At 69.6% G+C, this 25,768-nt stretch carries 27 protein-coding genes and 1 pseudogene; 14 read left to right on the top strand and 14 right to left on the bottom strand.

Annotation, left to right across the window (positions count from 1 at the left end):
- Nucleotides 1-78 precede the first annotated feature (78 nt).
- On the bottom strand, nt 79-930 hold the full coding sequence (gene panB / locus ACFT32_RS41220; RefSeq protein WP_382499431.1) for a 3-methyl-2-oxobutanoate hydroxymethyltransferase: 852 nt from the start codon (nt 928-930) through the stop codon (nt 79-81).
- A 203-nt stretch (nt 931-1,133) separates the two neighbouring features.
- Here panB and ACFT32_RS41215 point away from each other — a divergent pair, with 203 nt between their 5' ends.
- From ACFT32_RS41215 to ACFT32_RS41200, 4 genes are all read left to right on the top strand, one after another.
- Nucleotides 1,134-2,732 carry an MFS transporter gene (locus ACFT32_RS41215; RefSeq protein ID WP_382499429.1) on the top strand — a complete coding sequence of 533 codons (1,599 nt, stop codon included), beginning with the start codon at nt 1,134-1,136 and terminating at the stop codon, nt 2,730-2,732.
- 46 nt (nt 2,733-2,778) lie between these two features.
- Nucleotides 2,779-3,429, top strand: a complete 651-nt coding sequence (locus tag ACFT32_RS41210; protein ID WP_382499427.1) for a TetR/AcrR family transcriptional regulator — start codon at nt 2,779-2,781, stop codon at nt 3,427-3,429.
- 268 nt (nt 3,430-3,697) lie between these two features.
- Nucleotides 3,698-4,657 carry an endonuclease/exonuclease/phosphatase family protein gene (locus tag ACFT32_RS41205; RefSeq protein WP_382499642.1) on the top strand — a complete coding sequence of 320 codons (960 nt, stop codon included), beginning with the start codon at nt 3,698-3,700 and terminating at the stop codon, nt 4,655-4,657.
- Between the two features lie 96 nt (nt 4,658-4,753).
- Nucleotides 4,754-5,971 (top strand): MFS transporter, encoded by a 1,218-nt coding sequence (locus tag ACFT32_RS41200; protein WP_189724683.1) that lies wholly within the window; start codon nt 4,754-4,756, stop codon nt 5,969-5,971.
- A 91-nt stretch (nt 5,972-6,062) separates the two neighbouring features.
- Here the strand turns inward: ACFT32_RS41200 and ACFT32_RS41195 are convergent, their stop codons facing one another.
- Nucleotides 6,063-6,611 (bottom strand): O-methyltransferase, encoded by a 549-nt coding sequence (locus tag ACFT32_RS41195; protein WP_382499640.1) that lies wholly within the window; start codon nt 6,609-6,611, stop codon nt 6,063-6,065.
- Between the two features lie 41 nt (nt 6,612-6,652).
- A complete protein-coding gene (locus ACFT32_RS41190; protein WP_382499425.1) occupies nt 6,653-7,366 on the bottom strand; it encodes a haloacid dehalogenase type II in 714 nt (237 codons plus the stop codon).
- Between the two features lie 85 nt (nt 7,367-7,451).
- On the opposite strand from ACFT32_RS41190, the gene ACFT32_RS41185 reads away from it, so the two are divergent.
- Both ACFT32_RS41185 and ACFT32_RS41180 read left to right on the top strand, forming a co-directional pair.
- Nucleotides 7,452-8,015, top strand: a complete 564-nt coding sequence (locus tag ACFT32_RS41185) for a CGNR zinc finger domain-containing protein (protein ID WP_382499423.1) — start codon at nt 7,452-7,454, stop codon at nt 8,013-8,015.
- An 88-nt stretch (nt 8,016-8,103) separates the two neighbouring features.
- Nucleotides 8,104-8,625 (top strand): hypothetical protein, encoded by a 522-nt coding sequence (locus ACFT32_RS41180; RefSeq protein WP_382499421.1) that lies wholly within the window; start codon nt 8,104-8,106, stop codon nt 8,623-8,625.
- 28 nt (nt 8,626-8,653) lie between these two features.
- Here ACFT32_RS41180 and ACFT32_RS41175 read toward each other — a convergent pair whose 3' ends face one another.
- The 4 genes from ACFT32_RS41175 to ACFT32_RS41160 all read right to left on the bottom strand — a co-directional run bounded on the left by ACFT32_RS41175 (nt 8,654) and on the right by ACFT32_RS41160 (nt 13,888).
- Nucleotides 8,654-10,408 carry an NAD+ synthase gene (locus tag ACFT32_RS41175; RefSeq protein WP_382499419.1) on the bottom strand — a complete coding sequence of 585 codons (1,755 nt, stop codon included), beginning with the start codon at nt 10,406-10,408 and terminating at the stop codon, nt 8,654-8,656.
- Nucleotides 10,409-10,484: 76 nt separating this feature from the next.
- Entirely contained in the window at nt 10,485-12,428 is a 1,944-nt protein-coding gene (locus ACFT32_RS41170; protein ID WP_382499417.1) for a protease pro-enzyme activation domain-containing protein, read from the bottom strand.
- A 174-nt stretch (nt 12,429-12,602) separates the two neighbouring features.
- Complete coding sequence (locus ACFT32_RS41165) at nt 12,603-13,220, bottom strand: DUF305 domain-containing protein (protein ID WP_382499416.1); 618 nt, start codon at nt 13,218-13,220, stop codon at nt 12,603-12,605.
- A complete protein-coding gene (locus ACFT32_RS41160; RefSeq protein ID WP_382499414.1) occupies nt 13,217-13,888 on the bottom strand; it encodes a DUF3105 domain-containing protein in 672 nt (223 codons plus the stop codon). Before ACFT32_RS41160 ends, ACFT32_RS41165 begins: the two co-directional genes overlap by 4 nt.
- 196 nt (nt 13,889-14,084) lie before the next feature.
- Between ACFT32_RS41160 and ACFT32_RS41155 the strand changes: the two genes are divergently transcribed.
- Nucleotides 14,085-14,531, top strand: coding sequence for an RrF2 family transcriptional regulator (locus tag ACFT32_RS41155; RefSeq protein WP_382499412.1), 447 nt, complete (start codon nt 14,085-14,087; stop codon nt 14,529-14,531).
- A gap of 12 nt (nt 14,532-14,543) precedes the next feature.
- Here ACFT32_RS41155 and ACFT32_RS41150 read toward each other — a convergent pair whose 3' ends face one another.
- Complete coding sequence (locus tag ACFT32_RS41150; RefSeq protein ID WP_382499410.1) at nt 14,544-15,731, bottom strand: globin domain-containing protein; 1,188 nt, start codon at nt 15,729-15,731, stop codon at nt 14,544-14,546.
- Nucleotides 15,732-16,026: 295 nt separating this feature from the next.
- Between ACFT32_RS41150 and glnA the strand changes: the two genes are divergently transcribed.
- Both glnA and ACFT32_RS41140 read left to right on the top strand, forming a co-directional pair.
- Nucleotides 16,027-17,388, top strand: coding sequence for a type I glutamate--ammonia ligase (glnA, locus tag ACFT32_RS41145; RefSeq protein ID WP_184596240.1), 1,362 nt, complete (start codon nt 16,027-16,029; stop codon nt 17,386-17,388).
- A gap of 67 nt (nt 17,389-17,455) precedes the next feature.
- Nucleotides 17,456-17,898: pseudogene (locus tag ACFT32_RS41140) on the top strand (phage terminase small subunit P27 family).
- Between the two features lie 24 nt (nt 17,899-17,922).
- Here ACFT32_RS41140 and ACFT32_RS41135 read toward each other — a convergent pair.
- Together ACFT32_RS41135 and ACFT32_RS41130 are read right to left on the bottom strand one after the other, a co-directional pair.
- Complete coding sequence (locus ACFT32_RS41135) at nt 17,923-19,164, bottom strand: IS701 family transposase (protein ID WP_382499408.1); 1,242 nt, start codon at nt 19,162-19,164, stop codon at nt 17,923-17,925.
- A 35-nt stretch (nt 19,165-19,199) separates the two neighbouring features.
- Entirely contained in the window at nt 19,200-19,721 is a 522-nt protein-coding gene (locus tag ACFT32_RS41130; RefSeq protein ID WP_382499407.1) for a hypothetical protein, read from the bottom strand.
- A 183-nt stretch (nt 19,722-19,904) separates the two neighbouring features.
- Between ACFT32_RS41130 and ACFT32_RS41125 the strand changes: the two genes are divergently transcribed.
- Nucleotides 19,905-20,075 carry a restriction endonuclease gene (locus ACFT32_RS41125; protein WP_382499405.1) on the top strand — a complete coding sequence of 57 codons (171 nt, stop codon included), beginning with the start codon at nt 19,905-19,907 and terminating at the stop codon, nt 20,073-20,075.
- 179 nt (nt 20,076-20,254) lie between these two features.
- Here ACFT32_RS41125 and ACFT32_RS41120 read toward each other — a convergent pair whose 3' ends face one another.
- On the bottom strand, nt 20,255-21,001 hold the full coding sequence (locus ACFT32_RS41120; RefSeq protein WP_382499404.1) for a hypothetical protein: 747 nt from the start codon (nt 20,999-21,001) through the stop codon (nt 20,255-20,257).
- Between the two features lie 226 nt (nt 21,002-21,227).
- On the opposite strand from ACFT32_RS41120, the gene ACFT32_RS41115 reads away from it, so the two are divergent.
- Entirely contained in the window at nt 21,228-21,371 is a 144-nt protein-coding gene (locus ACFT32_RS41115) for a hypothetical protein (protein ID WP_382499402.1), read from the top strand.
- Nucleotides 21,372-21,671: 300 nt separating this feature from the next.
- On the opposite strand, the gene ACFT32_RS41110 is transcribed toward ACFT32_RS41115, so the two are convergent.
- Complete coding sequence (locus ACFT32_RS41110) at nt 21,672-22,682, bottom strand: hypothetical protein (protein ID WP_382499637.1); 1,011 nt, start codon at nt 22,680-22,682, stop codon at nt 21,672-21,674.
- A gap of 116 nt (nt 22,683-22,798) precedes the next feature.
- On the opposite strand from ACFT32_RS41110, the gene ACFT32_RS41105 reads away from it, so the two are divergent.
- The 3 genes from ACFT32_RS41105 to ACFT32_RS41095 are packed head-to-tail and all read left to right on the top strand — an operon-like array spanning nt 22,799 to nt 24,712.
- The gene (locus tag ACFT32_RS41105; protein WP_382499401.1) at nt 22,799-23,494 is read left to right on the top strand and encodes a TetR/AcrR family transcriptional regulator; all 696 of its coding nucleotides are present in this window, start codon (nt 22,799-22,801) and stop codon (nt 23,492-23,494) included.
- A gap of 59 nt (nt 23,495-23,553) precedes the next feature.
- Nucleotides 23,554-24,135 (top strand): sugar O-acetyltransferase, encoded by a 582-nt coding sequence (locus ACFT32_RS41100; protein WP_382499399.1) that lies wholly within the window; start codon nt 23,554-23,556, stop codon nt 24,133-24,135.
- 13 nt (nt 24,136-24,148) lie between these two features.
- On the top strand, nt 24,149-24,712 hold the full coding sequence (locus ACFT32_RS41095; RefSeq protein WP_382499398.1) for a TetR/AcrR family transcriptional regulator: 564 nt from the start codon (nt 24,149-24,151) through the stop codon (nt 24,710-24,712).
- Here ACFT32_RS41095 and ACFT32_RS41090 read toward each other — a convergent pair.
- Nucleotides 24,693-25,139, bottom strand: a complete 447-nt coding sequence (locus tag ACFT32_RS41090) for a VOC family protein (protein ID WP_382499396.1) — start codon at nt 25,137-25,139, stop codon at nt 24,693-24,695. The two genes, ACFT32_RS41095 and ACFT32_RS41090, sit on opposite strands and share 20 nt — an antisense overlap.
- A 61-nt stretch (nt 25,140-25,200) precedes the next feature.
- Entirely contained in the window at nt 25,201-25,713 is a 513-nt protein-coding gene (locus ACFT32_RS41085; RefSeq protein ID WP_382499394.1) for a pyridoxamine 5'-phosphate oxidase family protein, read from the bottom strand.
- Nucleotides 25,714-25,768 lie beyond the last annotated feature (55 nt).

The raw sequence follows: 25,768 nt of genomic DNA, 5'->3' as shown, positions 1-25,768 counted from the left end.
CGGTGTCGGGGCCCCGACACGGGTACGGCCCGCCGACTGGGGGAAGGTCGGCGGGCCGTCCGTGGTACCGCTGTGGCTCTAGTGGACGGAGTGCTCCTCCTGCGGGAACGTTCCGCCGACGACGTCCTCGGCGAACGCCTTCACCGCGCTGCCCATGACCTCACGGAGGTCGGCGTACTGCTTCACGAACTTGGGAACGCGCCCGCCGGTCAGACCCAGCATGTCGGTCCACACCAGCACCTGCGCGTCGGTCTCGGGGCCGGCCCCGATCCCCACCGTCGGAATCTGCAGCACCCGCGTCACCTCGGCCGCCAGCTCCGCCGGGACCAGCTCCAGCACCACCGCGAACGCGCCCGCGTCCTGCACGGCCTTCGCGTCCCGCAGCAACTGCTGGGCCGCCTCCTCGCCCCGCCCCTGCACGCGGTAGCCCATCGCGTTGACGGACTGCGGGGTCAGGCCGATGTGCGCCATGACCGGGATGCCGGAGTCGACGAGCAGCCGGATCTGCTCGTGCGACCGCTCGCCCCCTTCCAGCTTCACGGCCTGCACGCCCGCCTCCTTCACCAGCCGGGTCGCCGAGCGCAGCGCCTGCACGGGACCCTCCTGGTAGGAGCCGAAGGGCAGGTCGCCGACGATCAGGGCGCGCGAGGTGCCCCGTACGACCGCCGCCGACAGCATGGTCATCTCGTCGAGGGTGACGGGCACGGTCGACTCGTACCCCAGGTGGCAGTTGCCCGCCGAGTCGCCGACGAGCATGACCGGGATGCCGGCCTCGTCGAAGACGGACGCGGTCATCGCGTCGTAGGCGGTGAGCATGGGCCACTTCTCGCCCCGCTCCTTGGCGGCGGCGATGTCGCGCACGGTGATACGGCGGGTGCCCTTGCCCCCGTACAGCGTCTTGGCGCTCTGGGCAGCCGAAAGCTGCGTCATTGCACGGCTCCTCACACGTCATCTCGAGGCGCCCTGACGGCGTCCCCGGACCACGTCCATGGTGGCACCTCGTGCCAGTCAGGGCTAGGGGAGGCCCTGTGAGTTCCGCCCGGCGCCCCGAAAGCGGCCGTGCGAGTAAGAGCTCGGTAAGGGTATTCCAATACGAGACGGTCTCGTATCGAAATGGTTCTACGCTCGACGGCATGACTACTCCTGCCGACCGCGCCGCCCCCACCGGCCCCCGGATACCGGAAGCGGTGCACCGGCGCCGCTGGGCGATCCTCGGTGTGCTGATGCTCAGCCTGCTGATCGTCGTCCTCGACAACTCGATCCTGAACGTCGCCATCAAGACGATCTCCACCCCGGCCCCGACCGGCCTGGGTGCCACGCAGAGCGAGCTGGAGTGGGCGATCAACGCCTACACCCTCGTCTTCGCGGGCCTGCTGTTCACCGCCGGGCTGCTCGGCGACCGGCTCGGCCGCAAGAAGGTGCTGCTCGGCGGCCTCGCCGTCTTCGGCATCGGCTCCGCGCTCGCGGCGTTCTCCGGCTCGCCGGGGGAGCTGATCGGCTTCCGGGCCGTGATGGGCCTGGGCGCCGCGTTCGTCATGCCCGCCACCCTCGCGGTCCTCATGAACGTCTTCGAGCGCGAGGAGCAGCCGAAGGCCATCGGCATCTGGGCCGGCGGTGTCGGCCTCGCCATCGCCATCGGGCCCATCACCGGCGGCGTGCTCCTCGACCACTTCTGGTGGGGCTCGGTCTTCCTCATCAACGTGCCGATCGTGCTGCTCGCCCTCGCGCTGATGCTGTGGCTGGTGCCCGACTCCCGCGACCCGAAGCCGGGCCGTGTCGACCCCGTCGGCGTCGTGCTCTCCGTCGTCGGCCTGGTCCTGCTCGTCTACGGCATCATCAAGGGCGGCCAGCTCGCCGACTTCACCGACGCCACCGTGCTGTCGACGATCGGCGCCGGTCTCGCCGTGCTCGTCGCCTTCGTGGTGTTCGAGAAGCGCAGCGACCATCCGTCCATCGACGTCACGTACTTCAAGAACAAGGTCTTCTCGGCCGCCATCGCCGCCATCGCGCTGGTGTTCTTCGCCCTGATGGGCGTGACCTTCTTCTCGGTCTTCTACACCCAGAGCGTGCGCGGCTACTCGCCGCTGCAGACCGGCCTGCTGATGCTGCCGCTGGCCGCCGCCCAGATGATCTTCGCGCCACGGGCCCGGCTGCTGGTCGACCGCTTCGGCAACAAGGCCACCACGACCGCCGGAATGCTGGTCATCGCCGCGATGCTGGCCGCCTTCGCCACCCTGGACGCGGACACGCCCATCTGGATCCTGGAAGTCATCTTCTTCCTGATGGGCACCGGCATGGCGCACATCATGACCCCGGTCAGCGTCGTCATCATGCAGGCCCTGCCCCGCGAGAAGGCCGGTTCGGCCTCCGCGCTCAGCAACACCTTCCGGCAGCTCGGCGGCGCCCTCGGCATCGCCGTCCTCGGCTCGGTGCTGTCCACGGCTTACCGCACCGGCATCGACGACAGGCTCGGAGTGCTGCCGCCCGCCCTCCGCCACACCGCGGGCGAGTCCATCGAGGCCACGCTCGGCGTCGCGGCCAAGCTCGGCCCCGAGGGCAAGGCCCTCGTCACCCCCGCCTACGACGCCTTCCTCCACGCGATGCACATCACCGCCCTGTGGGGCGCGGGCGTCGCCCTGATCGGCACGGTCGTCGTGGCGCTGTTCCTGCCCGGGAAGCCCTCGGCACCCGAGCAGGAGGAGGAGAAGGAGTTGTCGGACGCGCGGTCGTGACCCTGCGCGACAATGCATCTCCCCAGCCAGCAAAGGACGGAGCGACGTGAGCCTCGCCGAACGGCACCCCCCGAACGACGGCCCTCCGAGGGGCCGCCCCAGAAGCGAGGCCGTCGAACGCGCCATCATCGAGGGCGTGATGAGGCTCCTTGAGGAGGGCGTGCCCCTCGCGGAGCTGTCCATCGAGCGCGTCGCCCGCACCGCCGGCGTCGGCAAGGCCACCATCTACCGCCGCTGGAGCGGCAAGGAGGAACTCTTCGTCGACGTCCTGCGCGCCGCCGAACTCCCCGACCCGCCGCTCCCCGGCACCTCCATGCGCGACGACCTCGTGGTCCTGCTGGAACAGGTGCGGCGGCGGGGCCTGGCCAGCCGCTCGTCGGCGATCCTGCACAACGCGCAGGCTCAGATGAAGAGCAGCCCGAAGATCTGGGCGGCGTACCACGCCACCGTCATCGAGCCGCGCCGTCGGCGCGGTCTCGAGGTCCTGCGCCGCGGCCAGGAGAACGGCGAACTGCGCACGGACATCGACCTCGACCTGCTCAACGACCTGTTCGTCGGCCCGCTGCTCCTGCGCGCCGTCCTGCACCCGGACGCCGACCTGCCGGAGGGCCTCGCCGAACAGGTCGTCGACACGCTGCTCGAAGGGCTGCGTCCCGGCGGCTCACCGTCCGTCAGTTCGGTCCCGCGGCCCTCCTAGTGTGCGCGTTTCGTCACAGAGGGCGCTTTCACAGGCGGTGACCGGAACTCACCGCGCGGACTCGTTCGTCCTCGCCCCCGTACGGCCGTCGACGGACGGCGGGAACGGAACGGATCATCCCCTAGGGTCGTAATGACACGGGGGCGATGGTGTGCACGGCAGGCAGTGAGGCGACGGTATGGCGCAGCAGGCGTACATGACGGAGACGGACAACGGCGGCTCGGGACCCGAGCGCCGGGGAAACCGGCTTCGCCGCCTGTTCGACCGTATGACCGGCGGCCGGCGGGGCGACCCGAGGATGTGGCGGCGCGGTCTGTTCGTGGCCCTCTGCGCGGTGCTGCTGGCCGTGGTCATGCTGGTGCACTCGCACATCCCCAACACCATCGGCAATCTGGGCAGCCTCATCGAGACGTTCCTGCCCTGGCTGGGGCTCCTCGTCCCGGTGCTGCTCCTGCTCGCCGTCATCCGCAAGTCGGCGACCGCGCTGATCGCGCTGCTGCTGCCGTCGCTGGTCTGGCTGAACCTCTTCGGCGGCCAGCTCAGCGACAAGACCGTCACCGGCGGCGACCTCACCGTGGCCACGCACAACGTCAACGCCGACAACCCGGACCCGGCCGGCACCGCCCGTAACGTGGCTGCCTCCGGCGCGGACGTACTGGCCCTGGAGGAACTGACGGCCTCCGCCGTCCCGACGTACGAGAAGGCGCTGGCGTCGACCTACCGCTACCACTCGGTGGAGGGCACGGTCGGGGTGTGGAGCAAGTACCCGCTGACCGGTGTGCGGGCCGTCGACATCGACATGGGCTGGACCCGGGCGATGCGCGCCACCGTGACCGCCCCGGCCGGGCAGGTCGCGGTCTACGTCGCCCACCTGCCGTCGGTGCGCGTGAAGGTGGAGGCCGGCTTCACGGCCCGGCAGCGCGACCGGAGCGCGGAGTTCCTGGGCGAGGCCATCTCCCACGAGCCGCTGCGGAACGTCGTGCTCCTCGGCGACCTGAACGGCACCATGAACGACCGCGCGCTCAACGCCGTCACCTCCCAGATGCGCTCCACGCAGGGCGCGGCCGGCAACGGCTTCGGGTTCAGCTGGCCGGCGTCGTTCCCGATGGCGCGCATCGACCAGATCATGGTCAGGGGCATGGATCCGGAGAGCTCCTGGACCCTGCCGGAGACGGGCAGTGACCATCTGCCGATCGCTGCCCGTGTGAAGGTCGCCACAGACGGCTGAGTAGGGCCGTAGGCGGAATAGCAGGCCTGAGAGACTTTGTTCCGTACTTGAACATACGAAAGTACGGATCCCCAGCAAGACTCGAAAGGCTTCCTCATGCCCCTGGCCCTGCTCGCCCTCGCCGTGGGCGCCTTCGGCATCGGTACCACCGAGTTCGTGATGATGGGGCTGCTGCCCGATGTCGCGGACGACCTGCACATCTCGATACCCAGCGCCGGCCATCTGGTGTCGGCGTACGCGCTGGGCGTCGTCATCGGCGCCCCCCTGCTGGCCGCGGTCACGGCCCGGATGTCCCGCCGCACGGTCCTGATCAGCCTGATGGGACTGTTCGTCGCGGGCAACGCCCTGTCGGCCCTGGCGCCCGACAACGGCTGGCTGCTGGCGGCCCGCTTCCTGAGCGGCCTGCCGCACGGCGCCTTCTTCGGTGTGGGCGCCGTCGTCGCGACCAACATGGTCGCCCCGGAGCGCAAGGCGCGCTCGGTCTCCCTGATGTTCCTCGGCCTGACGGTCGCGAACGTCGCGGGTGTGCCCGTGGCGACCCTCATGGGCCAGAACCTCGGCTGGAGGGCGACCTTCCTCGGCGTCAGCGCCATCGGCCTGGCGGCGATCGCCGCGCTCGCGTTCCTGATCCCGCACGACCACGAGCACACCACCGCACAGGGCCTGCGCGGCGAACTCGCCGCCCTGCGCTCCCTCCCGGTCTGGCTGTCGCTCGGCACGACGGTCGCCGGCTTCGGCGCCCTCTTCTCGGCGTACAGCTACATCACGCCGATGCTCACGGACGCCGCCGGCTACGCCGGTGCCAGCGTCACCCTGCTGCTGGCGCTGTTCGGCGTCGGCGCGACCGCCGGCAACCTGCTCGGCGGCCGGCTGGCCGACCACTCCCTGCGGGGCACGCTGTTCGGCGGCCTGGCGTCCCTCGTGGTGGTGCTGGCGCTCTTCCCGCTGCTGATGCGGACCGAGCTGACCGCGGCCGTCGCCGTGATCCTGCTCGGCATGGCGGCCTTCGCCACCGGCTCCCCGCTCCAGCTGATGGTCATGGAGAAGGCCGCCTCGGCCCCGTCCCTGGCCTCCTCCGCCAACCAGGCCGCCTTCAACCTGGCCAACGCGGGCGGCGCCTGGATCGGCGGCCTCGCCCTGGCCGCGGGCTTCGGGGTCACCTCCCCGGCCCTGGCGGGCGCGGCCCTGGCCGTCCTCGGCCTGGCCGTGGCGGCGCTGGCGTACACGGTGGACCGGCGCCGGGCGCCCGCCGCCGGACGCGAGCGGATCGTGGCGAGCCACGTCCCGCAGGAGGCGGAAACGGTGCACCACTGATCGTTGCCGGTACGCCGGCGCGGTGACTCGGGCGGCAGTCCGTGGGTCGGTCCCACGGGCTGCCGCTCTGTTCATCGGGGGGTCTGGCGGCTCATCGGGGGGTCTGGCGCCGCGCCGCGACCACCGCCGAACTGGTGGGCGTGGTGAGGACCTCGGTGGCGTCGAGGCCCGGATGAGTGAGGTAGAACAGCCGCAGCTCGTCCACCTGACCCTCGAACCCGGGCGGCCAGTCGGCCGACGGGGTGAAGTCGTCCAGGACGAGAATCCCACCGGGAGCGAGCAATTCGACGACCCGCCCGGGATCGTCCCGCTTGCCCCCGCCGTCGCAGAAGAAGACGTCGAACGGGGCGTGCTCTTCGAGCAGCCGCCAGTCCCCGGCCAGCACACTCACACGGTCGTCGCCCGTGAAGACACCGGCAGCTCGACGGGCCAGCTCCTCGTCACGCTCCACGGTGACGAGACGGGCATCGGCCCCGAGCCCACTGTGCAGCCAGGCGGTTCCCACGCCCGAGCCGGTGCCGCTCTCGGCGACGACCCCGTGCGGTTTCGAGGCGGCGACCATACGGAGCAGCCTGCCCACCTCGGGAATGCAGCTCTTCTCGAACCCGGCCTCGGCGGCGAGACGCTCCGCGAGAACCACCCGGCCCGGAACCTCACGCCCTGCCACGATCGGGCCCCCCTTCACGGTGGGCCTGACGCTACCTGACCCGCTGTCAGCGCGTCGGCCAGTTGATCGAGTCCCTCGAACCGCCCGTCGAAGGCGTCGGAGCTGGTCGGCGGATCCCCTGCCGGTCGACGGACGTAGGCGGTCCGCATGCCCGCCGCCTGCGCTCCGCGAAGGTCCCAGGCGTGCGTGGCCACCATGAGGACGCGCTCCGGTGGGCATCCGGCGGTGTCGACGGCGAGCCGGTAGACCTCCGGTGCGGGCTTGTAGGCGTGGACTGTCTCGGCGGACAGGGCCTGATGCCAGCGCAGCCCCGCATGCGCGTTGAGTCGCGGCAGGGCGGTGCGGCTGGCGTTGGAGAGCCCGACCACGGGGAACCGCCGCGCGAGTTGCTCCAGCCCGGCGACGGAGTCGTCCCACGGGGGCAGGCGCTGTCCCGCCGTGGCCAGCCGGGCGACGGCAGCCGGATCGGTGATCCCGGCCCGCTCGGCGATGTGACGGGCAGCCTCCGCGTCGATGATCTCGGTGTTGGCGTACGGGCGGTGCCCCTGCTGGATGCGCCGCTGCTCACGCTCGCCGTGCTGCTGCCACAGGCTGACCCATTCGTCGACGGCCGCCTCGTCGGATGCGGGGGCCGCTTCGCGCATCGCTGCCCTGAGCCCGCTGGATTCATCGACGAGTGTTCCGAGGACATCGAAGACGACGACCTCGATGTCGCGGATCCCTCTCATACGACCTCCTGCCCTCAGCCTGCCGTCACCACTTCAACTGGTGACGATATTGCCCATCCGGCTTGTCACCGGTCAAGATGGTGACGTGGATTTCACCTTCGTGAGCGGCGACCCGGCCCTCGACCTGACCGGCACCGTGCTGAGCCGCCGGGACGAGCCCGTCGACCTCCTGACCGCGCCCGCGGATCTCGAACGGTGGGTGGCCGCGTGTGACGGGCTGCCCGACCGAGTCACCGCCGACGGGCAGACCTTCGCGTCGGCGCTGTCCCTGCGAGAGGCGCTCCACCGACTGGCCCTCGACCGCGTGCTCGACCGCCCCTTCGATCCGGGCAGTCTCGACCTCGTCAACGGCACGGCTGCCGGGCCGCCGTGCGTGATCGAGCTCGGCGACGCGGGCCTGCACACCTCCGGGGACCTCCCCGCGACACTGTCCCAACTGGCCCGGAGCGGTATCACCTTGCTGGCCGACCCCCACGCCTGCCTCAAGGAGTGCGGCCGCCCGGGCTGCACCCGCGTCTACCTCGACCGCTCACGGGGTGCGCGGCGCGCTTGGTGCGGGATGGAGGAGTGCGGGAATCGCGTCAAGGCGGCGGCTTATCGGGCGCGGAGACGGGGAGCTGGCGACACTGTGGGGCCTGTGGGGCCTTAGGAGGATCGTCAAGGTGTCACGCCTTACGCCAGGAGCGATGCGAGGATGACGGCCCCGCCCTGCCTCTGACCCTGATCCCGGAGCCCGCATGCCTTTACGGACAGGCACCACCCGCCCCATACCCCTGCTCCTGTCGATCGTGCTCGCCGCCGGGGCGCTCACCGGCTGCGCGCTGCAGGAACTCGCCAGGGACTGCGGGGGGACCGACGACCGCGTGAAGGAGCTGGCCGCGCTCGGCATCCTCGACTCCCGGCCCGCCGGGGCGACCGTCGCGCGGGGCTTCGAGGAGGTCGACGCCGGCTGCTGGGCGGACAGCGGCGACGTCTCGGTGTACGCCAACCGGACCTACGCCTTTCCCGGCACGCGGGCCGAAGTCGCCGCACACTACCGGGCGGCGGCGGAACGAGACGGATGGACTCCGCCGGCCCGTGACGCCTCGCCCGATGACCTGTGCTTCGCAAAGGAGAGGAAGTCCCTGCGGATCGACTTCCTCACCGCCGAGGGCCTCGCGGAGGAGGGCCACGGTAGCCGCCCCGATCTCACGACCGGGGCCGGCTACTCGATCGGCGTCGACTCGTTCGTGAACAGCGGCGTCGAGGCGGGCTGCTAGAAGAGGCGGGCTGCTGGAAGTCGCGCCCTCAGACCGACTCCCGCCACCCATTGGTGATAGGCAGCCGGCGGTCCTTCCCGAAGCCCTTCGCCGAGATCTTCGTGCCCGGCGGGTACTGGCGTCGCTTGTACTCCGCCGTGTCGACCATGCGCAGCGTCTTCGTGACGAGCTCCCGGTCGTAGCCGGCCGCCACGATCTCGTCCGCGCCCTTGTCGTGGTCGACGTACAGGTCGAGGATCGCGTCCAGCACCGGGTAGTCGGGGAGCGAGTCCGTGTCGACCTGGCCCGGGCGGAGTTCCGCGCTCGGGGGCTTGGTAATGGAGTTCTCGGGGATCGGCGGGGTCTGGCCGCGCTCCCGGGCGGCCCTGTTGCGCCACTCGGCCAGGCGGAAGACCGACGTCTTGTACACGTCCTTGATGGGACCGTACGCCCCGACGGAGTCGCCGTAGAGCGTCGAGTAGCCCACCGCCAGCTCCGACTTGTTGCCGGGGGCCAGGACGATGTGGCCCTCCTGGTTGGAGATGGCCATGAGGAGCGTGCCGCGCAGGCGCGACTGGAGGTTCTCCTCCGCAAGGCCCGTCAGGCCCAGCGAACCCATGTACGCGTCGAACATCGGCTCGATGGCCACGGTCCGGTAGTTCAGGCCCGTGCGGTGGGCCATCTCCGCCGCGTCGTCCTTGGAGTGGTCCGAGGAGTACTTCGACGGCATCGACACGCCGTACACGTTCTGCGCGCCCACCGCGTCGCACGCGATCGCCGCGACCAGCGCCGAGTCGATGCCGCCCGACATGCCGATCAGGACCGACTTGAAGCCGTTCTTCGCGACGTACGCCCGCAGGCCCACGACCAGCGCCGAGTAGACCTCCTCGTCGTCCTCCAGGCGGTCCGCGTAACCACCTGGGAGTTCGCGCTCGTAGGGGGCGAGCGGCTTCTCCGAGAGGATCACGCGGTCGATGCGCAGACCGTCGTCGACGACACCGGTGGGCGCGTCCTCCGACGCCTCCGGCAGGTCCAGGTCCAGGACCACGCAGCCCTCGGCGAACTGCGGCGCCCGCGCCACGACCTCGCCGTCCTTGTCCACGACGATCGAGTCACCGTCGAACACCAGCTCGTCCTGGCCGCCGATCATGGCCAGGTACGCGGTCGTGCAGCCGGCCTCCTGGGCCCGCTTGCGGACCAGGTCCAGGCGCGTGTCGTCCTTGTTGCGCTCGTAGGGGGAGGCGTTGATGGAGACCAGCAGGCCCGCCCGCGCCGAGCGCGCCGCCGGGACCCGGCCGCCGTCCTGCCAGAGGTCCTCGCAGATGGCCAGGGCGACATCCACGCCGTGCACGCGCAGGACCGGCATGCTGTCGCCGGGCACGAAGTAGCGGAACTCGTCGAAGACGCCGTAGTTCGGCAGGTGGTGCTTGGCGTAGTTCAGGACCACCTCGCCGCCGTACAGCACCGCACCCGCGTTCTGCGGCGCGCCGGCCGGCTGGCCGTACTTCGGCTGGGCGGTCGCGCTGCGGTCGAGATAGCCGACGATCACCGGCAGCTCGCCGAAGCCCTCGTCGGCCAGACGGGTGGCGAGACTCCGCAGCGCCGCCCGGGAGGCCTCCACGAAGGACGACCTGAGGGCCAGGTCCTCGACGGGATACCCGGTCAGCACCATCTCGGGGAACGCCACGAGATGCGCTCCCTGCTCGGCGGAGTGCCGGGTCCAGCGGACGATCGACTCGGTGTTCCCGGCGAGGTCGCCGACGCTCGAATCGATCTGGTTCAGGGCGAGACGTAGTTGAGGCACGGGCCCAGTGTAATCGTCAGAGCGACACAATGGGGTGGTGTGAGTGACCCCACACCACCCCGTGCACCATCGGAGATCAGCGGCGCCGGTACGACTCGACGTAGCCGCTCGCGGGCGAGCCCACGCCGGTGACGTCGTCGTAGCCCTTCACGGCCGCGAGCGAGCTGTCCTTGCCCAGGCTGCGCACGGACGTGGCCAGACCGCCGGTGGCGTCGTAGCCGTTCACGAAGTCGACGCGGGCCACGGCGAGGCCGGAGCCCGTCGGGTTGTCGGTGACGTCGTGGTAGACCTTCGAGCCGGCCTTGGCGTAGATCGCCGGGTTGGCGAAGCCGATCGGCTCGCCGCCCCGGGCCTCCTGGGCCAGGGCCTGGACGGCCGCGACGGTCGGCGCGGCGAGCGAGGTGCCGCCGATCCGGTACTCGCTGTACGCCTGCGTCTTCCCGTCCGGCTGGGTCTGCGTCTGGCCGACCAGGAACCCGGTGTTCGGGTCGGCGATCGCCGCGATGTCCGGAACGACCCGGTTGCCGGCCGCGTTGTTGGCCTTCGCCAGCCCGTCCGGTACGACACCCTGCTGGTAGGGCGGCTCCGCCACCGTCTTGCTGGTGCCGCCGCCCGCGCCGGAGGTGAAGGCGCCGGGGAAGTCCGTCCAGCTCTTGCCGTCGGCCGACAGATTGGCCTTCTCGGTGCCCCAGCCGGTCTCCCAGAGGTACCGGTCGTCCTTGCCGACGGCCAGCGAGGTGCCGCCGACGGCGGTGACCCACGCCGAGTTGGCCGGGGAGTCGACCTGCTTCGTCCCGGAGCTCGCGACCTCGTCACCGTCGTCGCCGGAGGAGAAGTAGAAGCCGATGCCCTCGACCGCGCCCAGCTGGAAGACCTGGTCGTAGGCCGCCGCGAGGTCGGGCGTCTGCGCGGCCTCGACCTCGCCCCAGGAGTTGGACACGATGTCGGCCAGGTGGTTGTCGACGACCTTGCCGAGCGCGTCGAGCAGGTCGGCGTCGGTGCAGGACGCGGCGCCCACGTAGGTGACGTCCGAGGCCGGCGCGACCGCGTGCACGGCCTCGACGTCCAGGGTCTCCTCGCCGTACCAGCCGGAGGCCGAGCAGTCCTCGGTGTTCGTGTACTTCTTGGGCAGCACCTGGTGCAGCTGGCCGGTCTTCCACGCCGCGTCGCCGTTGCGCTTGGCGTAGGTGGCGGCGTCGTAGGCGATGGTCGGCGAGGCGTACGCGTCCGTGATGGCGACCCGGACGCCCTTGCCGGTGCGCTTGCCCGCGCCGTAGGCGGCCCGCAGCTGCTTGCCGGTGTAGCCCTTGACGGCGTACGGGATCTTCGTGCCGTAGGCGTCCGGGAGCGTGGTCGCGGTCTTCGAGCCGTAGTACGAGGAGAACGGCCCGGCGTTGCGGAACACGGTGTCCGGCGGCGGCAGCTGGTCGTCGTGCGTGACCATGTGGGGCGCGTTGTCCAGGCCGGTGACGGTCAGTACGGCGTCGGCCAGGCTCGCCGGGACGGAGGCGGTGCTCGCCGGGGCGCGGTAGGTCTGCGCGCCCTTGGCGAAGTTGTGCAGCTGGGCGCCGAACGCCTTCTCGGCGGCGGCCACGTCACCGGTCACGGAGACGTAGTGCTGCGTGACGCCCGTGACCTTCAGGCCGGCGGCCGTCAGCCAGGACGTCACCGCGGCCACCTGGGCCTTGGTCGCGCCGAAGCGGGCCTGTGCCTTCTTGGCGGTCAGGTACTTGCCGTACGAGGCCGACGCCGGGTCGGACACGGCCTTCGCGTAGGCGGCGAGACCGGTGGCGTCGCGGCCCCGGAGGTATACGCGGGCGGACAACTGAGTGCCGTCGGAGGTGGCGCCCTTGTCGGCCTTGGCCGTGGCCCAGGCGGGCCGGGTCCCGGCCAGCAGGTCACGGAGCGGGTGGTCGGCGGCGTGCGCCGCGGGTATGCCGAGCGCCAGCGCACCGGCGAGCATCGGCAGTGTCGCCGCGATGCTCACTCCAGTGCGCGCCTTGGCGCGGTTGGATCTCATGGAACCCCCTGTGCGGTTCGTGGCGAGTGATCACTCGACGGTGGCCACTCTCGCGACGAACCGTTCATGTCAGGGGAATGCGAAACCCAAGAAGCGCCCTGCGCAGGCCAAGAAGTGCCCAAGACGCCGTAAGGCAGGGCGATTTGAGGCTTACGCCCCCAAGGGGATTCCGCGCTAGGAGCGCGGCGCGGCGCCCCGTTCCTTCAGCATGTCCGCCATCAGGCCGATCTCCGACTGCTGCGCTTCCACCATGCCCTGGGCGAGCCGCTTCTCCACCCCGACCGTGCACTTCTCCACACAGCCCTCGGCCATGTGGACGCCGCCCTTGTGATGGTCCGTCATCAGCTGGAGGTAGAAGATCTCCGCCTGCTTGCCGTTCAGCGTGCCGAGCTTCTTCAGCTCGGTGTTGGTGGCCATGCCCGGCATCAGCGCGCCGTCCTTGCCGGAGGCCATGCCTCCCATGTCCATCCAGGCCATCGGTTCGGAGGACACCTTGGGCAGCCCCCACAGATCGAGCCAGCCGATCATCATGCCGCGCTGGTTGGCCTGCGTCTGCGCGATGTCGTAGGCGAGGCGCCGCACGTCCTCGTCCTCGGTGCGGTCGCGCACGATGTACGACATCTCCACGGCCTGCTGGTGGTGCACCGCCATGTCCCGAGCGAACCCGGCGTCCGCGGACTCGGCGGAGGGGGTCCGGCTGCTGCCCTCGTCCCCGGCGACGGCGTAGGTGATCGCACCGGCCGCGACGAGCGCCGTCGCCGCGGCACCGGCGACCAGACCGGCGTGCCTCACTGCGACAGCCCGTTCGTGCAGGCGGCACCCGGCTCGGGCGTCTGCTCGCCCTGGACGAACTTCTCGAAGAACTTGTCCACGTTCGGGTCGCTCGCACCCGTCACCGTGCGCTGGTGGCCCCACGCCGAGAGCATGATCGGGTCCTTCTGGTCGTCCATCGGGCTCATCAGCGTGTACGGCGTCTTCTTCACCTTCGCCGCGAGCGCGTCGACGTCGGCCTTCTTCGCGTCGGCGTTGTACGTCACCCACACCGCGCCGTGCTCCAGCGAGTGCACGGCGTTGGTGTTGTCGAGTTCCTTGGTGTAGACGTCCCCGTTGCAGTTCATCCAGACCTGGTTGTGGTCACCGCCGACCGGCGGCTCGGAGGCGTACTTCACGGCCTTGGTGACGTGGTTGCGGGCCAGCTTCCCTTCCCAGGTCTTCACGCCGTCCTTGCCCGTGACGAACTTCCCCTTGCCCGAGGTGTCGCTCGCGGCGGCGGTGTCACTGCCGCCGTCGTCGGACTGGGACCGCACGAGCACGACACCGCCGCCGACGAGACCGCACACGACCACCACGCTGGCCGCGATGACGAGGATCCGGTTGCGGCGCTCACGGGACTGCTCGGCGCGCCGCATCTCCTCTATCCGCGCCTTGCGTGCCGTGCTGCTCTTGTTGGCGGAGCCCATGAGGTGTCCTTCGTGGGAATGGTGGGACGGTCGGGTGGCCTGATCGTAATGGGGGGAACAGGGCGCCTCGTAGGGCGGCGGCGGGAATGGGCTGAATCGATACGGCACCGACAGGTGCCCGACAGCTTCGAGCCCCTTCCCCGCTCCCGTCCGCGGATAATTTGAACCGCAGATTCCCATTACCTACGCTGCGTGTATGCGGCTGCTGCGCTCCACCGACCTCGCCCTGCGGGTCCTCATGCGGCTCGCCGTCGCGGGCGAGTCGAGTCCGACGACCCGGGAGGTCGCGGACGGCATGGACGTGCCGTACACGCACCTGGCGAAGGTCGTCGCCGAACTCCAGCACATGGGGCTGCTCGAGGCCCGCCGCGGCCGCGGCGGCGGTCTCACCCTGACGGAGCAGGGCCGCACGGCGTCGGTGGGTGCCGTGGTGCGCGCCTTCGAGGGCGACGGCGATGTCGTCGACTGCGAGGGCCCCACCCCCTGCCCCCTGAACTCCGCCTGCCGGCTGCGCGGCGCCCTGCGCCGGGCCCAGGAGGCGTTCTTCACCTCACTGGACCCGGTCACGGTCCGGGACATCGTGGCGGAGCCGACGGGGGCGCTGCTGCTGGGGATCTCGCGGGGAGACCAGCGCCCCATCTGAGGGCCGAGGCCCCTACGGCTGCCCCGCCAGCCACAGGTCCGGCCCGAACACCTCGTAGTGGATGTCGGCCGGGGACACGCCCTTCGCGATGAGCTGGGCCCGTACCGCCCGCATGAACGGCAGCGGCCCGCACAGGTACGCGCGCGTGCCCGGCGCGACCGGGACGCCGGCGAGGTCGACAAGACCGGAGTGGGTGCCCGCCGGGGCGTCCTGCTCATACCAGAGGTGGACGGCCGACTCCGGAAGCTTGGCCGCGTAGGCCTCGTGGTCGGTGCGCAGGGCGTGGGTGGCGGGTGAGCGGTCGCCGTGTACGACGGTGACCGGGGCGCGGTGCCCCGAGCCGGCGAGGTGCGCCAGCATCGCGGTCATGGGGGTGACGCCGATGCCCGCCGAGGCCAGCAGCAGCGGTGTGCCGGGGCCGGCGTCCAGGACCAGGTCGCCGTAGGGCTCCGACAGTTCGAGGACGTCGCCCTCCCGCACGCGCGCGTGGAGGTGGTTCGAGACCTCGCCGTCGGGGGCGCCGTCCCCCTGCACGCGCTTCACACTGATCTGCCGGAGCAGCGGACCGGGCGCACCGGAGAGGCTGTACTGCCGTATCTGCCGGGCGCCGTCCGGGAGGGCGACGCGGACGGAGACGTACTGGCCCGCGAGGAAGTCCCGCACTTCAGAGCCGTCGGCGGGCCGCAGCCGGAAGGTGACGACGTCCTCGGTCTCGGTGACGCGCTCGACGATCTCCCAGGTCCGCCAGGCGGGCCCGCCGCTCTCCTCGCGCAGCCGCTTCTCGACGGCGATCAGGGCGTTCGCCATCAGCCAGTAGACCTCGTCCCAGGCGGCGGCGACCTCGGGCGTCACGGCGTCGCCGAGCACCTCGGCGATGGCGGCGAACAGGTGCTCGTGGACGAGTTCGTACTGCTCGGGCGTGACGCCGAGCGAGGCGTGCTTGTGGGCGATGCGGTGCAGCATCGCGTCCGGCCGCTGCTCCGGGCGGTCCAGCAGGTGCGTCGCGAAGGCGGCGACGGAGCCGGCGAGCGCCTGCCGCTGGGTGCCGGCGGCCTGGTTGCCCCGGTTGAACAGGTCCCGCAGCAGCTCGGGGCGGGCCGCGAACAGGCCGGCGTAGAAGCGCTCGGTGATCGCGCCGAGGGCCCCGCCGACGGCGGGGAGTGTGGCGCGGACGGTGGCGGCGGACTGCTCGGACAGCATCGGGGCTCCTCGGTGCTCGACTGGGAGCACGGTATTTAAAGTTGCATCTGAGATGCAAATTAAGCGGGTGGAGCAGCGGAGCGGACCGGCCGTTACGGATGTCGCCGTCAGCAGGCACTATGGGCGGAAGAGCAGTTCACCTGCCGTACGTGAGGCGTTCGGCCCAGGGCCGGCCGGGCGATCATGGTGCGCAACGCGTACGAAATGGTGGTGTGGTGGGATGCTCAGGTGCCCGACCGCCTCCCGTGGTACGGAAGAGAAGGCGGCCTGACCAGCAAGGATGGGGAAGCGGAAGATGGACAAGCAGCAGGAGTTCGTGCTCCGGACCTTGGAGGAGCGCGACATCCGGTTCGTACGGCTGTGGTTCACGGACGTGCTGGGCTTCCTCAAGTCCGTCGCCGTGGCCCCGGCCGAGCTGGAACAGGCCTTCGACGAGGGCATCGGCTTCGACGGCTCCGCGATCGAGGGCTTCGCCCGGGTCTACGAGTCCGACATGATCGCCAAGCCGGACCCGTCGACCTTCCAGATCCTGCCCTGGCGTGCGGAGGCCCCGGGCACGGCCCGCATGTTCTGCGACATCCTCATGCCGGACGGCTCCCCGTCCTTCGCCGACCCGCGCTACGTCCTCAAGCGCGCCCTGGCCCGCACCTCCGACCTGGGCTTCACGTTCTACACCCACCCGGAGATCGAGTTCTTCCTGCTGAAGGACCGGCCGCTGGACGGCAGCCGTCCGACGCCCGCCGACAACTCGGGCTACTTCGACCACACCCCGACCAACGTCGGCATGGACTTCCGCCGCCAGGCGATCACCATGCTGGAGTCGATGGGCATCTCGGTCGAGTTCTCCCACCATGAGGGCGCCCCGGGCCAGCAGGAGATCGACCTGCGGTACGCCGACGCGCTCTCCACGGCCGACAACATCATGACGTTCCGCCTCGTGATGAAGCAGGTGGCGCTGGAGCAGGGCGTCCAGGCGACCTTCATGCCGAAGCCGTTCTCCGAGCACCCGGGCAGCGGTATGCACACGCACCTGTCGCTCTTCGAGGGCGACCGCAACGCCTTCTACGAGTCGGGCTCCGAGTACCAGCTGTCGAAGGTGGGCCGCTCCTTCATCGCGGGCCTGCTGCGGCACGCGGCGGAGATCTCCGCGGTCACCAACCAGTGGGTCAACTCCTACAAGCGCATCTGGGGCGGCGCGGAGCGCACGGCGGGTGCGGGCGGCGAGGCCCCGTCGTACATCTGCTGGGGCCACAACAACCGCTCGGCGCTGGTCCGCGTGCCGATGTACAAGCCCGGCAAGACGGGCTCGGCGCGGGTCGAGGTCCGCTCCCTGGACTCGGGCGCGAACCCCTACCTGGCCTACGCGCTTCTCCTCGCCGCCGGTCTCAAGGGCATCGAGGAGGGCTACGAGCTCCCGCCGGGCGCCGAGGACGACGTCTGGGCCCTCTCCGACGCCGAGCGCCGCGCGATGGGCATCGAACCCCTCCCGCAGAACCTCGGCGAGGCCCTGACCCTGATGGAACGCAGCGACCTGGTCGCCGAGACCCTCGGGGAGCACGTCTTCGACTTCTTCCTGCGCAACAAGCGGCAGGAGTGGGAGGAGTACCGCAGCGAGGTCACGGCGTTCGAGCTGCGGAAGAACTTGCCGGCGCTGTAAGCGCAGCTCAAGGCGGGTTCTCCGCTGATGCATTGCATGGGGCTGACGGCTGTGGATCGTCGGCCCCATGGTGTCTCACTGCCTCTGGGCCGTCTCTGGGACGTCGCAGCGTCGAGACGCTGCGAAGCTCGACAAGCTTCGCGGCAACCCGTCGAAGAAGAAGCTGAACGAAGCTGAGCCTGAGCCGGCCACGGGGGCTCTCGCCCCGCCGGGCGACTTCGAGGGGGAAGCACTCGCTGAGTGGAACCGCGTTGTTCCCGAGCTGCTTCGCCTCCGTCTCGCCACGGTCATTGCCCGGGCCTACCTCATTGCCTACTGCTCAGTGTGGGCGAATTCCGAGGAAACGCGGCTTGTCCTGGCCGAGCGCGGCCCCCTGGTAGAGGGCGCGACGGGAACCGGGTCATGAATCCTGCTGCTCAGATCATGTGCGACGGCGCAGACATGATGAGCAAGTTCGGCTCACGCTTCGGCTTGTCGCCAAGCGACCGCACGCGGCTGTCTATGGCTTAGTACTCCAGCCGTAGATCGTGATCTTCATGGCTGGACGGCCGCTTGATGTCGGTAGTGGCACCGGCGGGCGCGGGCTTGATGCCGACGTCGCCAGTGTGACCAGCGCAGGCGGTGTGCGAGGTCGTGGGCTGGGCGGATCAATGCCGCGAACAGGTGCTGGATCTCGTTGCCGGTCATGGGGATCAGGCCGTCGGGGGCGGGTCGGTCGCGGCGTTCGGTGGCTGCAGTGCAGGCGAGGAAGGCGTGGGCGAGCATGGCGAGGGTGGCCCAGCGGTGCAAGGAGGTCCAGCGGCGGACCTGGTGCTCGTCCAGGCCGGTCAAGCCCTTGCTTGCCTGGAACGTCTCCTCGATCGTCCAGCGCCGTCCGGCCACCCGCACCAGCTCGGACATCGGCACCGGACGCGGTGAGAAGCAGCGGTAGAAGGCGAGTTCACCGGTGCGACGGTTGCGACGGACCAACAGGCACCACTGGCCGGGCCAACCGGCGGCGTCGTGGATGTCGATCTGGGCCCAGTCGTAGTACCGCTCACCCTTCGCGCCTGCTCCGGCCGACAGCCGCTGCCAGGCCCGCTTCGGGATCCGCGCGGCCAGAGTCTTCGCCTGGAACTTACCGGCGGGCGTGATGACGGAGTGGGTGCTGGACACCGCCAGGACGTAGCCGGTCCGACGATGTTCCAGGGCGGTCCGCAGGTGCGGGTTGTCGCCGTAGACCTCGTCGCCCGCGACCCAGCGCGCGGGTGCTCCCGCGTCCAAGGCCCGCTCGACCATGCGGGCGGCAAGTTGGGGTTTGGTGGCGAAGGCCAGGCCGTCGGGGATGCCCGCGCTCCGGCAGCGGTCCGGTGCCTCGGTCCACGAGCGCGGCACATACAGGGCTCGGTCGATGGCGGCGTGTCCGCGGGCGGCGGAGTACACGAGATAAACGGCGACCTGGGCGTTCTCGACTCGGCCGGCCGTGCCGGTGTACTGACGCTGGACGCCGACGGTCGCGGTGCCCTTCTTCAAATCGCCCGTCCCGTCGACCACGAGCACCGCCTCGGTGTCGCGCAGGTGCTCGACCACGTAGGCGCGTATGTCGTCACGAATCGCGTCGGCGTCCCATTTCGCCCGGTGGAGCAGGTGCTGCATGCCGTCCGGAGTGGCATCGCCCGCGTGCTCGGCCAGGGTCCAGCAGTTCTTCCTCGGCAGGTCCGACAGCAGCCCGGAGACCAACCGCCGCACCCGGCGACGGGGTTCAACTCGGGAAACCCGGCCGGCGATCCGGCTCATCAGTCCTTCGAATGCCTCCTGCCAGTGGGCAGGCACTACGTCGGCGTCCGAGGCCGCCGCGTGATCATTGGTTTGCCCACACAACACCCCATGATCAACGGCGGCCTCGGACGCCACCGAAGCCAGTAGTCGGGCCCCTCGACTCGGTAGCGAACGTCGACACCGGCAACGAACCGCAGCTCACACACGAGCCGACGGGCGCCGTCCGGCGCCAAGCGGTGCGGCGCCAACAGCAGCTCCAGCTCGTCATAGCGGGCGTCGACCCCGCCGTGGCCCGGATGGCTCTCCTGTCCGACCTCGCCCGCCTCACGGCGCTCGTACCACCTGGCGTAGATCGCCCACTGCTCGCGCTCCAGCTCCGTCACCGCCTCGCTTGCGGGCCAGACCTGGTACTCATCGACTTCATGGCTGTGGTCGTAGACGTGCATCTCGAAGTAGTGAGGCTTCCCGCCGATGTCAGCAAGGCCAGCCCACGGGCCGTCGTACCACTCCGACTCGGCGTACACAGGCTCGAAGCCGTCCGCGATCAACTGCTCTTCGCCCCAGATCTCAGCCACGCAGGCAGGCTACCGGCGAGCAGCCTCCGTATCCATGATCACGATCTACGGCTGGAGAGTTAGGCGGCAACTCCGGGATGCCACCTCGGGGTCGCAGGGGTTGAGCGCCGGTGGCGTTTGGGTGGCGCCGGGCGCAAGGTGGGGTCTCAGGTGCTGTATCAGATAATCGGCACAGTGAGATAAGTGTATAGCGCGAAAGAATCAATCGTCGTGACCAATGGGACCTTTACGGAGGATGCCGCCGCCTGGGGGAGTGTGCATGGCATCCATTTGATTGACCGTGCCATGTTGGTTAGCTGGTCAGAGAAGGCGGATCACCTATACCAATTGGTTGCACTCGATATCCCGACGTGATTAACGACCGTGGTGGCGCCGTTCTGGGGAGCCTTAGCGCGGGAAGTGGGCGGGCTGTGTGCACGATGCCAAGAGAAGTACTTCTCACGCCCTGGTGTCCACCATGCTGTTGTGCGGTCGCTCAGGTAGTCCAGGAATGGTGGGGCGCGGGTGCGGCGTTGGTCCAGCGAAGGAGAAGATCAATATTTCTGCCAACTTGTCAGATTTATCCAAGTCGCGCATCTGTTGTTCTTGATTCGTCTTGCTCGGCGAACGATCTCCGGACTTTTACCCACGGCCGCGAAGTCGGCGCGTGCTGCATCGGCATGGCGCCGCACTTCTTCGCATAGAGGTGCATCCGGATTGTCTTCAGTGTCAGCCAGCAGCATCGCGCTCAGTGCCCAGTAGATGCGAGTGAAGTGGCGCGCTTCTTTCCTGATGTATATGTTTCTCGCTCCTTCCGAATCGGTTATGTTGAGTGCTGCTGAATACTCTCTGTTCATTTTGGCTAAATGAAGGTTTTGGGCGGCAATATCAGCAATTACTCGATGCGCCTGCAATGCCTCCAGTGGATCCGCCATCCGCAAGCCGCCAGCTCCGTCGGACTCCATCCGGGTGGATAATTTCAATGCTTGCCGGCTCATGCGTTCGGCGAGTTCGAGGTCGGTGGTCGAGAGGGTTAGAAACAGGCCTATTAGTCGATATGTTGAGGCGCTCAGGTGGAGTTTTTCTTGGCCGTATTGTGCAATAAGTGCGTCTATTTGGGTGGCTAGGGTGACGATTTCGTTTCGGCGAGCGTTACCGCCTGTACGGTCGAAATCACTCATCTGCACGACGTACTGGGAGATTTCTCTACGGGCCAGGTCTTGCCCCTGCGCATCGGCGAGGTTTCTCGAAGCGCTGACGCCGTAGAGGGCGGAGAGTGTGGCAGCGATGGCGGACAGCATGGCGATGACAGTGCTGGCGACGGCTGCCCTGGCAGACAACCGTTCGGTGCTTGATGGAGATGTCTCGCTGCGTCGGGCCGGTCTGATACGACGAGGCAAGGCGCAACCTCCCTAGCGATCTGCTCACTGGGTGACCTATCGAGTTCAACCGTGACGTGTCTGGCTCGGCCCGTACAACCCGAGGCGGCCACTAGAGGGTAGGAACGGATCTCCGTACGGTGATTTCGTGCCGTTCACGACATACGTTCAGGCCATGTTGAAGGATCACAGCGAGTTCCTGCCGCGACTGGACTTCACTGCCATCAAGCGGGAAGTGTCGGGGCAACTGGTCGATCTCCTGCACGCCAACGAAGCCCGGAACCTCGACTGATGGCCGGGCCTTGGCAGCCAGCGCCCGTTTCGCCTGCGCGAGGGCGGGCGCCGGCTTGGTGGCGAATGCGTGAGCCTTGGGGAAACCGGCCGTCGCCATCCGCGCCGCATCGGCGAACCAAGCGGCCTGCACGTACAGGTCCCGGTCCGGCGTGGCCCCGCTCGATCGCGTACGTCGTATACACCGCCACGATCACGTTGGCGTCATGGCCGGTCCAGGCCGACTGCCTCCGCGATCGACCAGCAGTTACCCGCAACGCCCGACATCATTGATCCGCGTGGTCACCGTGCACGAGGCCTGTCATCTCCGATACCGCCCCGCCACTGCCGCGAAGGCGGCCTTGGGTTCCCATTCCATGTCGGGGTAGGTCTGCCCCCGGCGCCCTTCGAGGAGTTTGACGATGCCCAGGCCGGCCCGGTCCAGGTCGTCCCTGGGGTCGCCGTCGGGGCGGTGCGGGTAGCCGGGCAAGGCGAACAGGAACACGAACGCGCTGTCCACGCCCTCGGTCTCGAAGATCTCCAGCAGTTCGCTCAGATATGCGGCCTGGCCGGCCTCGTCACGCTCGTATATGCCGTTCAGCCGTACTGGAGCCTTGGTCTCCGGGTCGTGCTCGACCACGTCCAGCACCCGCCCACCGCGGTCTCCCGCGCCGCGGTAGGCCGCGGTGCCGAACCCGGTGATGGCGAGCGGCTTCGGGCCTTGGGCCAGGGTGCGCACCGCGTCCCGGAACCGGTCGGCGACCTCGGCGGAGCGGATCAGCTCGAACGTCACAACGTCGAAGGGAGTCCAGTCGACCTGCTCGAACTGGATGGATGCGTAGGTGAGCTTGCCCTGGAAGCGCTCGCGGACCGTGGCCGCGGCATCGCGGAGGAACGCGTTGATGCGCACGCCGAGCTCGCGCATCGCTTCGGCCCGCCGCTCGGGTTGGCTCATCAGCTGCTCGACCCTCTCCTCAGGGCTCCCTCCGGGCAGGAACCCGCGGTTCATCACGCTCAGCTCGACCCCTGCGACGAACACGACCGCGGCCCCCTGCTGCCGGAGCCGTTCCGCTCGCTCGGCGCAGTCGCGGAGGAGCGTGAGGATCTGCTCCGGATCCAGCTCCAGTGGATAGGGCGAGAACCAGACCTCCAGGCCGAGCTCGGCGGCGGCACCGGCGGCCAGCTCCAGTCGGTCCGGGGCGCCGCCGATGATCTGGATCGCGTTGCAGTGCAGGTCGTCGCGGATGATGGCGAGCTCGCGCCGGACCACCGCCGGGTCGAAGTGCTCGCGGGATATCTGGCCGTGCACGACGAATCCGGTGTCGTAGGTCATCCCTCTTGCTCGCACGGTGACGTCCTCTCCCTCGGTCTCGGTCGGGTCGAGACTGACAAGAAAAGTGCGTGCACGCAAGTTTGCGTGCACGCAGCTCTGTGTGGAACGCTGACACCGTGACGACACCACCACCAGGGCTGCGGGAGCGGAAGAAGCGGGCCACTCGCGAGGCGCTGCGTGAGGCGGCTCTGCGCCTGGCCGTGGAGCGCGGACCGGATCAGGTGCGGGTCGAGGACATCGCCGAGGCGGCCGGGGTCTCGCCGCGCACCTACAACAACTACTTCGCCAGCCGTGAGCAGGCGATCGTCTCCGCTGTTGCCGCGGACCGGGAGGCGCGGATCGCGGCGGCGGTCGCGGCCCGGCCCGCAGGAGTGCGCCTGGCTGACGCCGTCACCGAAGCAGTGGTCGAGCAGTACGCGAACACCGGTGAGCGCGAACAGCAGGCGCTGTTGCTGATCACCACCCGGACCGCGCTCCGCGACGCGTTCCTCGATACCACCGCCGACATCGAGCTCCCTCTCACGGCGGTGATCGCCGAACGCCTGGGCGACGCCGGAGCGCACACAGCCCGCGTTCTCGCGGCGAGCGTGGCCGCGGCGGTTCGCATCGCACTGGAAGGCTGGCTCCGGCCGGCCGAGACCGCAGGGATCGCCGGGGATTTCGGTGCCGGAGGGCTGGTCGTGCCCTCAGGTTCACTGCCCGACCAGCTCCGCGCGGCGCTGGCCCCGCTCGCGCCCGCGTTCGACGCCGCCGAGCGACACACCCGGCCGGCCGTTGACGGCATGCCCCGGGCGAAGCCCCATCGCATGTGACGGACCCGGAGACGAGCAGGAGTGTACGTCTGTACATTCACGAGTGTACGATCGTACGCATGGCCATCGACTACTTCGCGAACGACCCGCGCACCAACCTGGAGCGGATGCTCGCGGGCGATCTCTACATCGCCGACGACCCGGAGATCGCCCGGCGGCAGCAGCGGGCGATGCGGCTTGCCGGGCGGTATCTGGCCGCCTGTACCGAGGACGCCGAGGCGGCGCGGCCGCTGCTCGTCGAGCTGCTCGGCTCGGTGGGGGAGGGAGCCGAAGTGCGGCCGCCGCTGTACGTCGACTACGGCAGCAACATCTCCATCGGGGCGCGCACCTTCGTCAACTACAACCTGACCGCGCTGGACGTCGCCCGGATCACCATCGGCGAGGACTGCCAGATCGGCCCCAACGTCCAGCTCCTCACGCCCACCCACCCGGTGGAACCGGAGCCGCGCCGGGACAAGCTGGAGGCCGCCCGGCCGATCGTCATCGGGGACAACGTCTGGCTCGGCGGCGGAGTGATCGTGTGTCCCGGAGTGACCATCGGCGACAACGCGGTGATCGGCGCGGGGGCGGTGGTCACCAAGGACGTGCCGGCCAATGTCGTCGCCGTCGGCAACCCCGCCCGCCCCGTCCGCAACTTCTGACCGGCGCACGCCCATGGCCACCGGACACACGGACCCGCAGCGGCGCGAACGCATTCTCGCCGCCACGCTCGACCACATCGCCGACGAGGGAGTCGCCGGCGTCTCCCACCGCAAGATCGCCGTCCGGGCCGGGGTGCCGCTCGGCTCGATGACCTATCACTTCACCGGCATCGACGATCTGCTGCGCGAGGCCTTCACCCGCTTCGCCGACCACATCGTGGCCGTCTTCGAGCGGCATCTCGGTAGTGCCGGGACCGCCGAAGAGGCCCGTGAGGCCGTCACGGACCTCGTGCACACCCTCTCCGAGGGGCCTCGCCGCGATTTCGTCCTCGCCCACGAGTTGTACACGCTGGCCGCCCGGCGCCCGGAGTACCGCGAACTCACCCACGCGTGGATGCGCCGCAGCCGCCTGCTCCTGGAGCAGCACTTCGACGCGGACACCGCCCGTCAGCTGGACGCGCTCATCGAGGGTCTGACCCTGCACCGCGCCCTCGACACCGAACCGCAGAGCCGCGAGCTGACGCGGCTGGCGGTCACGCGCCTCACGACCGCCGCGGTCACGCCTCCTGGCGCTTGAGGTCCGCCAGCAACCGGTGCAGCGGCTCCGTCGCCCGGCGGCGGTACTCCTGGACCGCCCAGCCGTTGCCGTCCGGGTCGGTGAAGTGCATGAACGTGGCACCGTCGTCCGGCGCGTACTGGACCGGCTCCGAGACATCGAGGCCTCGTTCGACGAGCTCCGCGTGGGCCGCCTTGATGTCGGCGACGCACAGCTGGAGGCCCTGGTACGAGCCGGGGGCCGGGGTGGGGCCCGGTGTCATCTCCCAGATCGACTCGCCGAGGGCGATCGAGCAGCCGGAGCCCGGAGGGGTCAGCTGGACGATCCGCATCCCGGGCATGACCTCCTGGTCGATGTCGACGTGGAAGCCGACCTTGTCCCGGTAGAAGTCCCGGGCGCGGTCGATGTCGGTGACGGGCAGCGGGATCACTTCGAGAGTGAAGTCCATGGCGTGACTCCTTCGTCAGGCATCCGTTTCGTCAGGCATCCGTCGGGCGTCGGATTGCGGCTCAGGCGAACCGCCACCTCGTCTGGCTGAACGGCTCCCCCTTACCGAAGCCGAAAACCGTGCCCGGCGCCACCGCGTAGACGGCCGCGCGCCCCGCGCCGTGGCGGAAATAGCCCTCCCGTACCTCGAAGTGCCAGAAACTGCCGTACTTGGCCTCCCACCCGGCGGCCAGTTCGCGTAGCCGGGCGTCGTCGGTCACGCGCCTCGCCTCGCCCTCCACCACCAGGTCGTAGCCCTGGTCCCAGGTGTTCGTGCCGGTGGTGAGCACGACGTTCGGGTTCTCCGCGAGGTTCCTCGCCTTGCGCTCCTCCGGGCCCGTGCAGAAGTGCAGGGCGCCGTCAGACCAGATCGCGGGCAGCGGGGTGACGTGCGGGCGCCCGTCCGGTCGTACCGTCGTGATCCAGAACAGCTCCGCCGCCGTGAGCCGCGCTTCGGCCTCCTGCCAGTCGGTCGCGGTGGCGTTCTCGTCGCTGTAGCGGCGGTCCAGCCTGGTCTCGGGGTGCATGGTGGTCATGAGTGTCCTCCCGGCCTCTCGCTCCCCTCTCTTCACAGGGCAGACCCCGTCCGCC

Origin of the sequence: Streptomyces sp. NPDC057002 (assembly GCF_042673825.1) — a bacterium.
GTDB lineage: Bacteria > Actinomycetota > Actinomycetes > Streptomycetales > Streptomycetaceae > Streptomyces.
The sequence above is the reverse complement of the archived record's forward strand: the minus strand, read 5'-3'. Positions and strand labels throughout refer to the sequence as shown.

Coding starts and splice junctions, on each gene's coding strand:
- glnA (WP_184596240.1), top strand. CDS start 16,027: ATGGACAAGCAGCAGGAGTTCGTGCTCCGGACCTTGGAGGAGCGCGAC.
- ACFT32_RS41135 (WP_382499408.1), bottom strand. CDS start 19,164: ATGAGCCGGATCGCCGGCCGGGTTTCCCGAGTTGAACCCCGTCGCCGG.
- ACFT32_RS41100 (WP_382499399.1), top strand. CDS start 23,554: ATGGCCATCGACTACTTCGCGAACGACCCGCGCACCAACCTGGAGCGG.
- ACFT32_RS41090 (WP_382499396.1), bottom strand. CDS start 25,139: ATGGACTTCACTCTCGAAGTGATCCCGCTGCCCGTCACCGACATCGAC.
- ACFT32_RS41215 (WP_382499429.1), top strand. CDS start 1,134: ATGACTACTCCTGCCGACCGCGCCGCCCCCACCGGCCCCCGGATACCG.
- ACFT32_RS41190 (WP_382499425.1), bottom strand. CDS start 7,366: ATGAGAGGGATCCGCGACATCGAGGTCGTCGTCTTCGATGTCCTCGGA.
- ACFT32_RS41180 (WP_382499421.1), top strand. CDS start 8,104: ATGCCTTTACGGACAGGCACCACCCGCCCCATACCCCTGCTCCTGTCG.
- ACFT32_RS41200 (WP_189724683.1), top strand. CDS start 4,754: ATGCCCCTGGCCCTGCTCGCCCTCGCCGTGGGCGCCTTCGGCATCGGT.
- ACFT32_RS41110 (WP_382499637.1), bottom strand. CDS start 22,682: ATGACCTACGACACCGGATTCGTCGTGCACGGCCAGATATCCCGCGAG.
- panB (WP_382499431.1), bottom strand. CDS start 930: ATGACGCAGCTTTCGGCTGCCCAGAGCGCCAAGACGCTGTACGGGGGC.
- ACFT32_RS41160 (WP_382499414.1), bottom strand. CDS start 13,888: ATGGGCTCCGCCAACAAGAGCAGCACGGCACGCAAGGCGCGGATAGAG.
- ACFT32_RS41170 (WP_382499417.1), bottom strand. CDS start 12,428: ATGAGATCCAACCGCGCCAAGGCGCGCACTGGAGTGAGCATCGCGGCG.
- ACFT32_RS41120 (WP_382499404.1), bottom strand. CDS start 21,001: ATGCTGTCCGCCATCGCTGCCACACTCTCCGCCCTCTACGGCGTCAGC.
- ACFT32_RS41155 (WP_382499412.1), top strand. CDS start 14,085: ATGCGGCTGCTGCGCTCCACCGACCTCGCCCTGCGGGTCCTCATGCGG.
- ACFT32_RS41205 (WP_382499642.1), top strand. CDS start 3,698: ATGACCGGCGGCCGGCGGGGCGACCCGAGGATGTGGCGGCGCGGTCTG.
- ACFT32_RS41150 (WP_382499410.1), bottom strand. CDS start 15,731: ATGCTGTCCGAGCAGTCCGCCGCCACCGTCCGCGCCACACTCCCCGCC.
- ACFT32_RS41095 (WP_382499398.1), top strand. CDS start 24,149: ATGGCCACCGGACACACGGACCCGCAGCGGCGCGAACGCATTCTCGCC.
- ACFT32_RS41085 (WP_382499394.1), bottom strand. CDS start 25,713: ATGACCACCATGCACCCCGAGACCAGGCTGGACCGCCGCTACAGCGAC.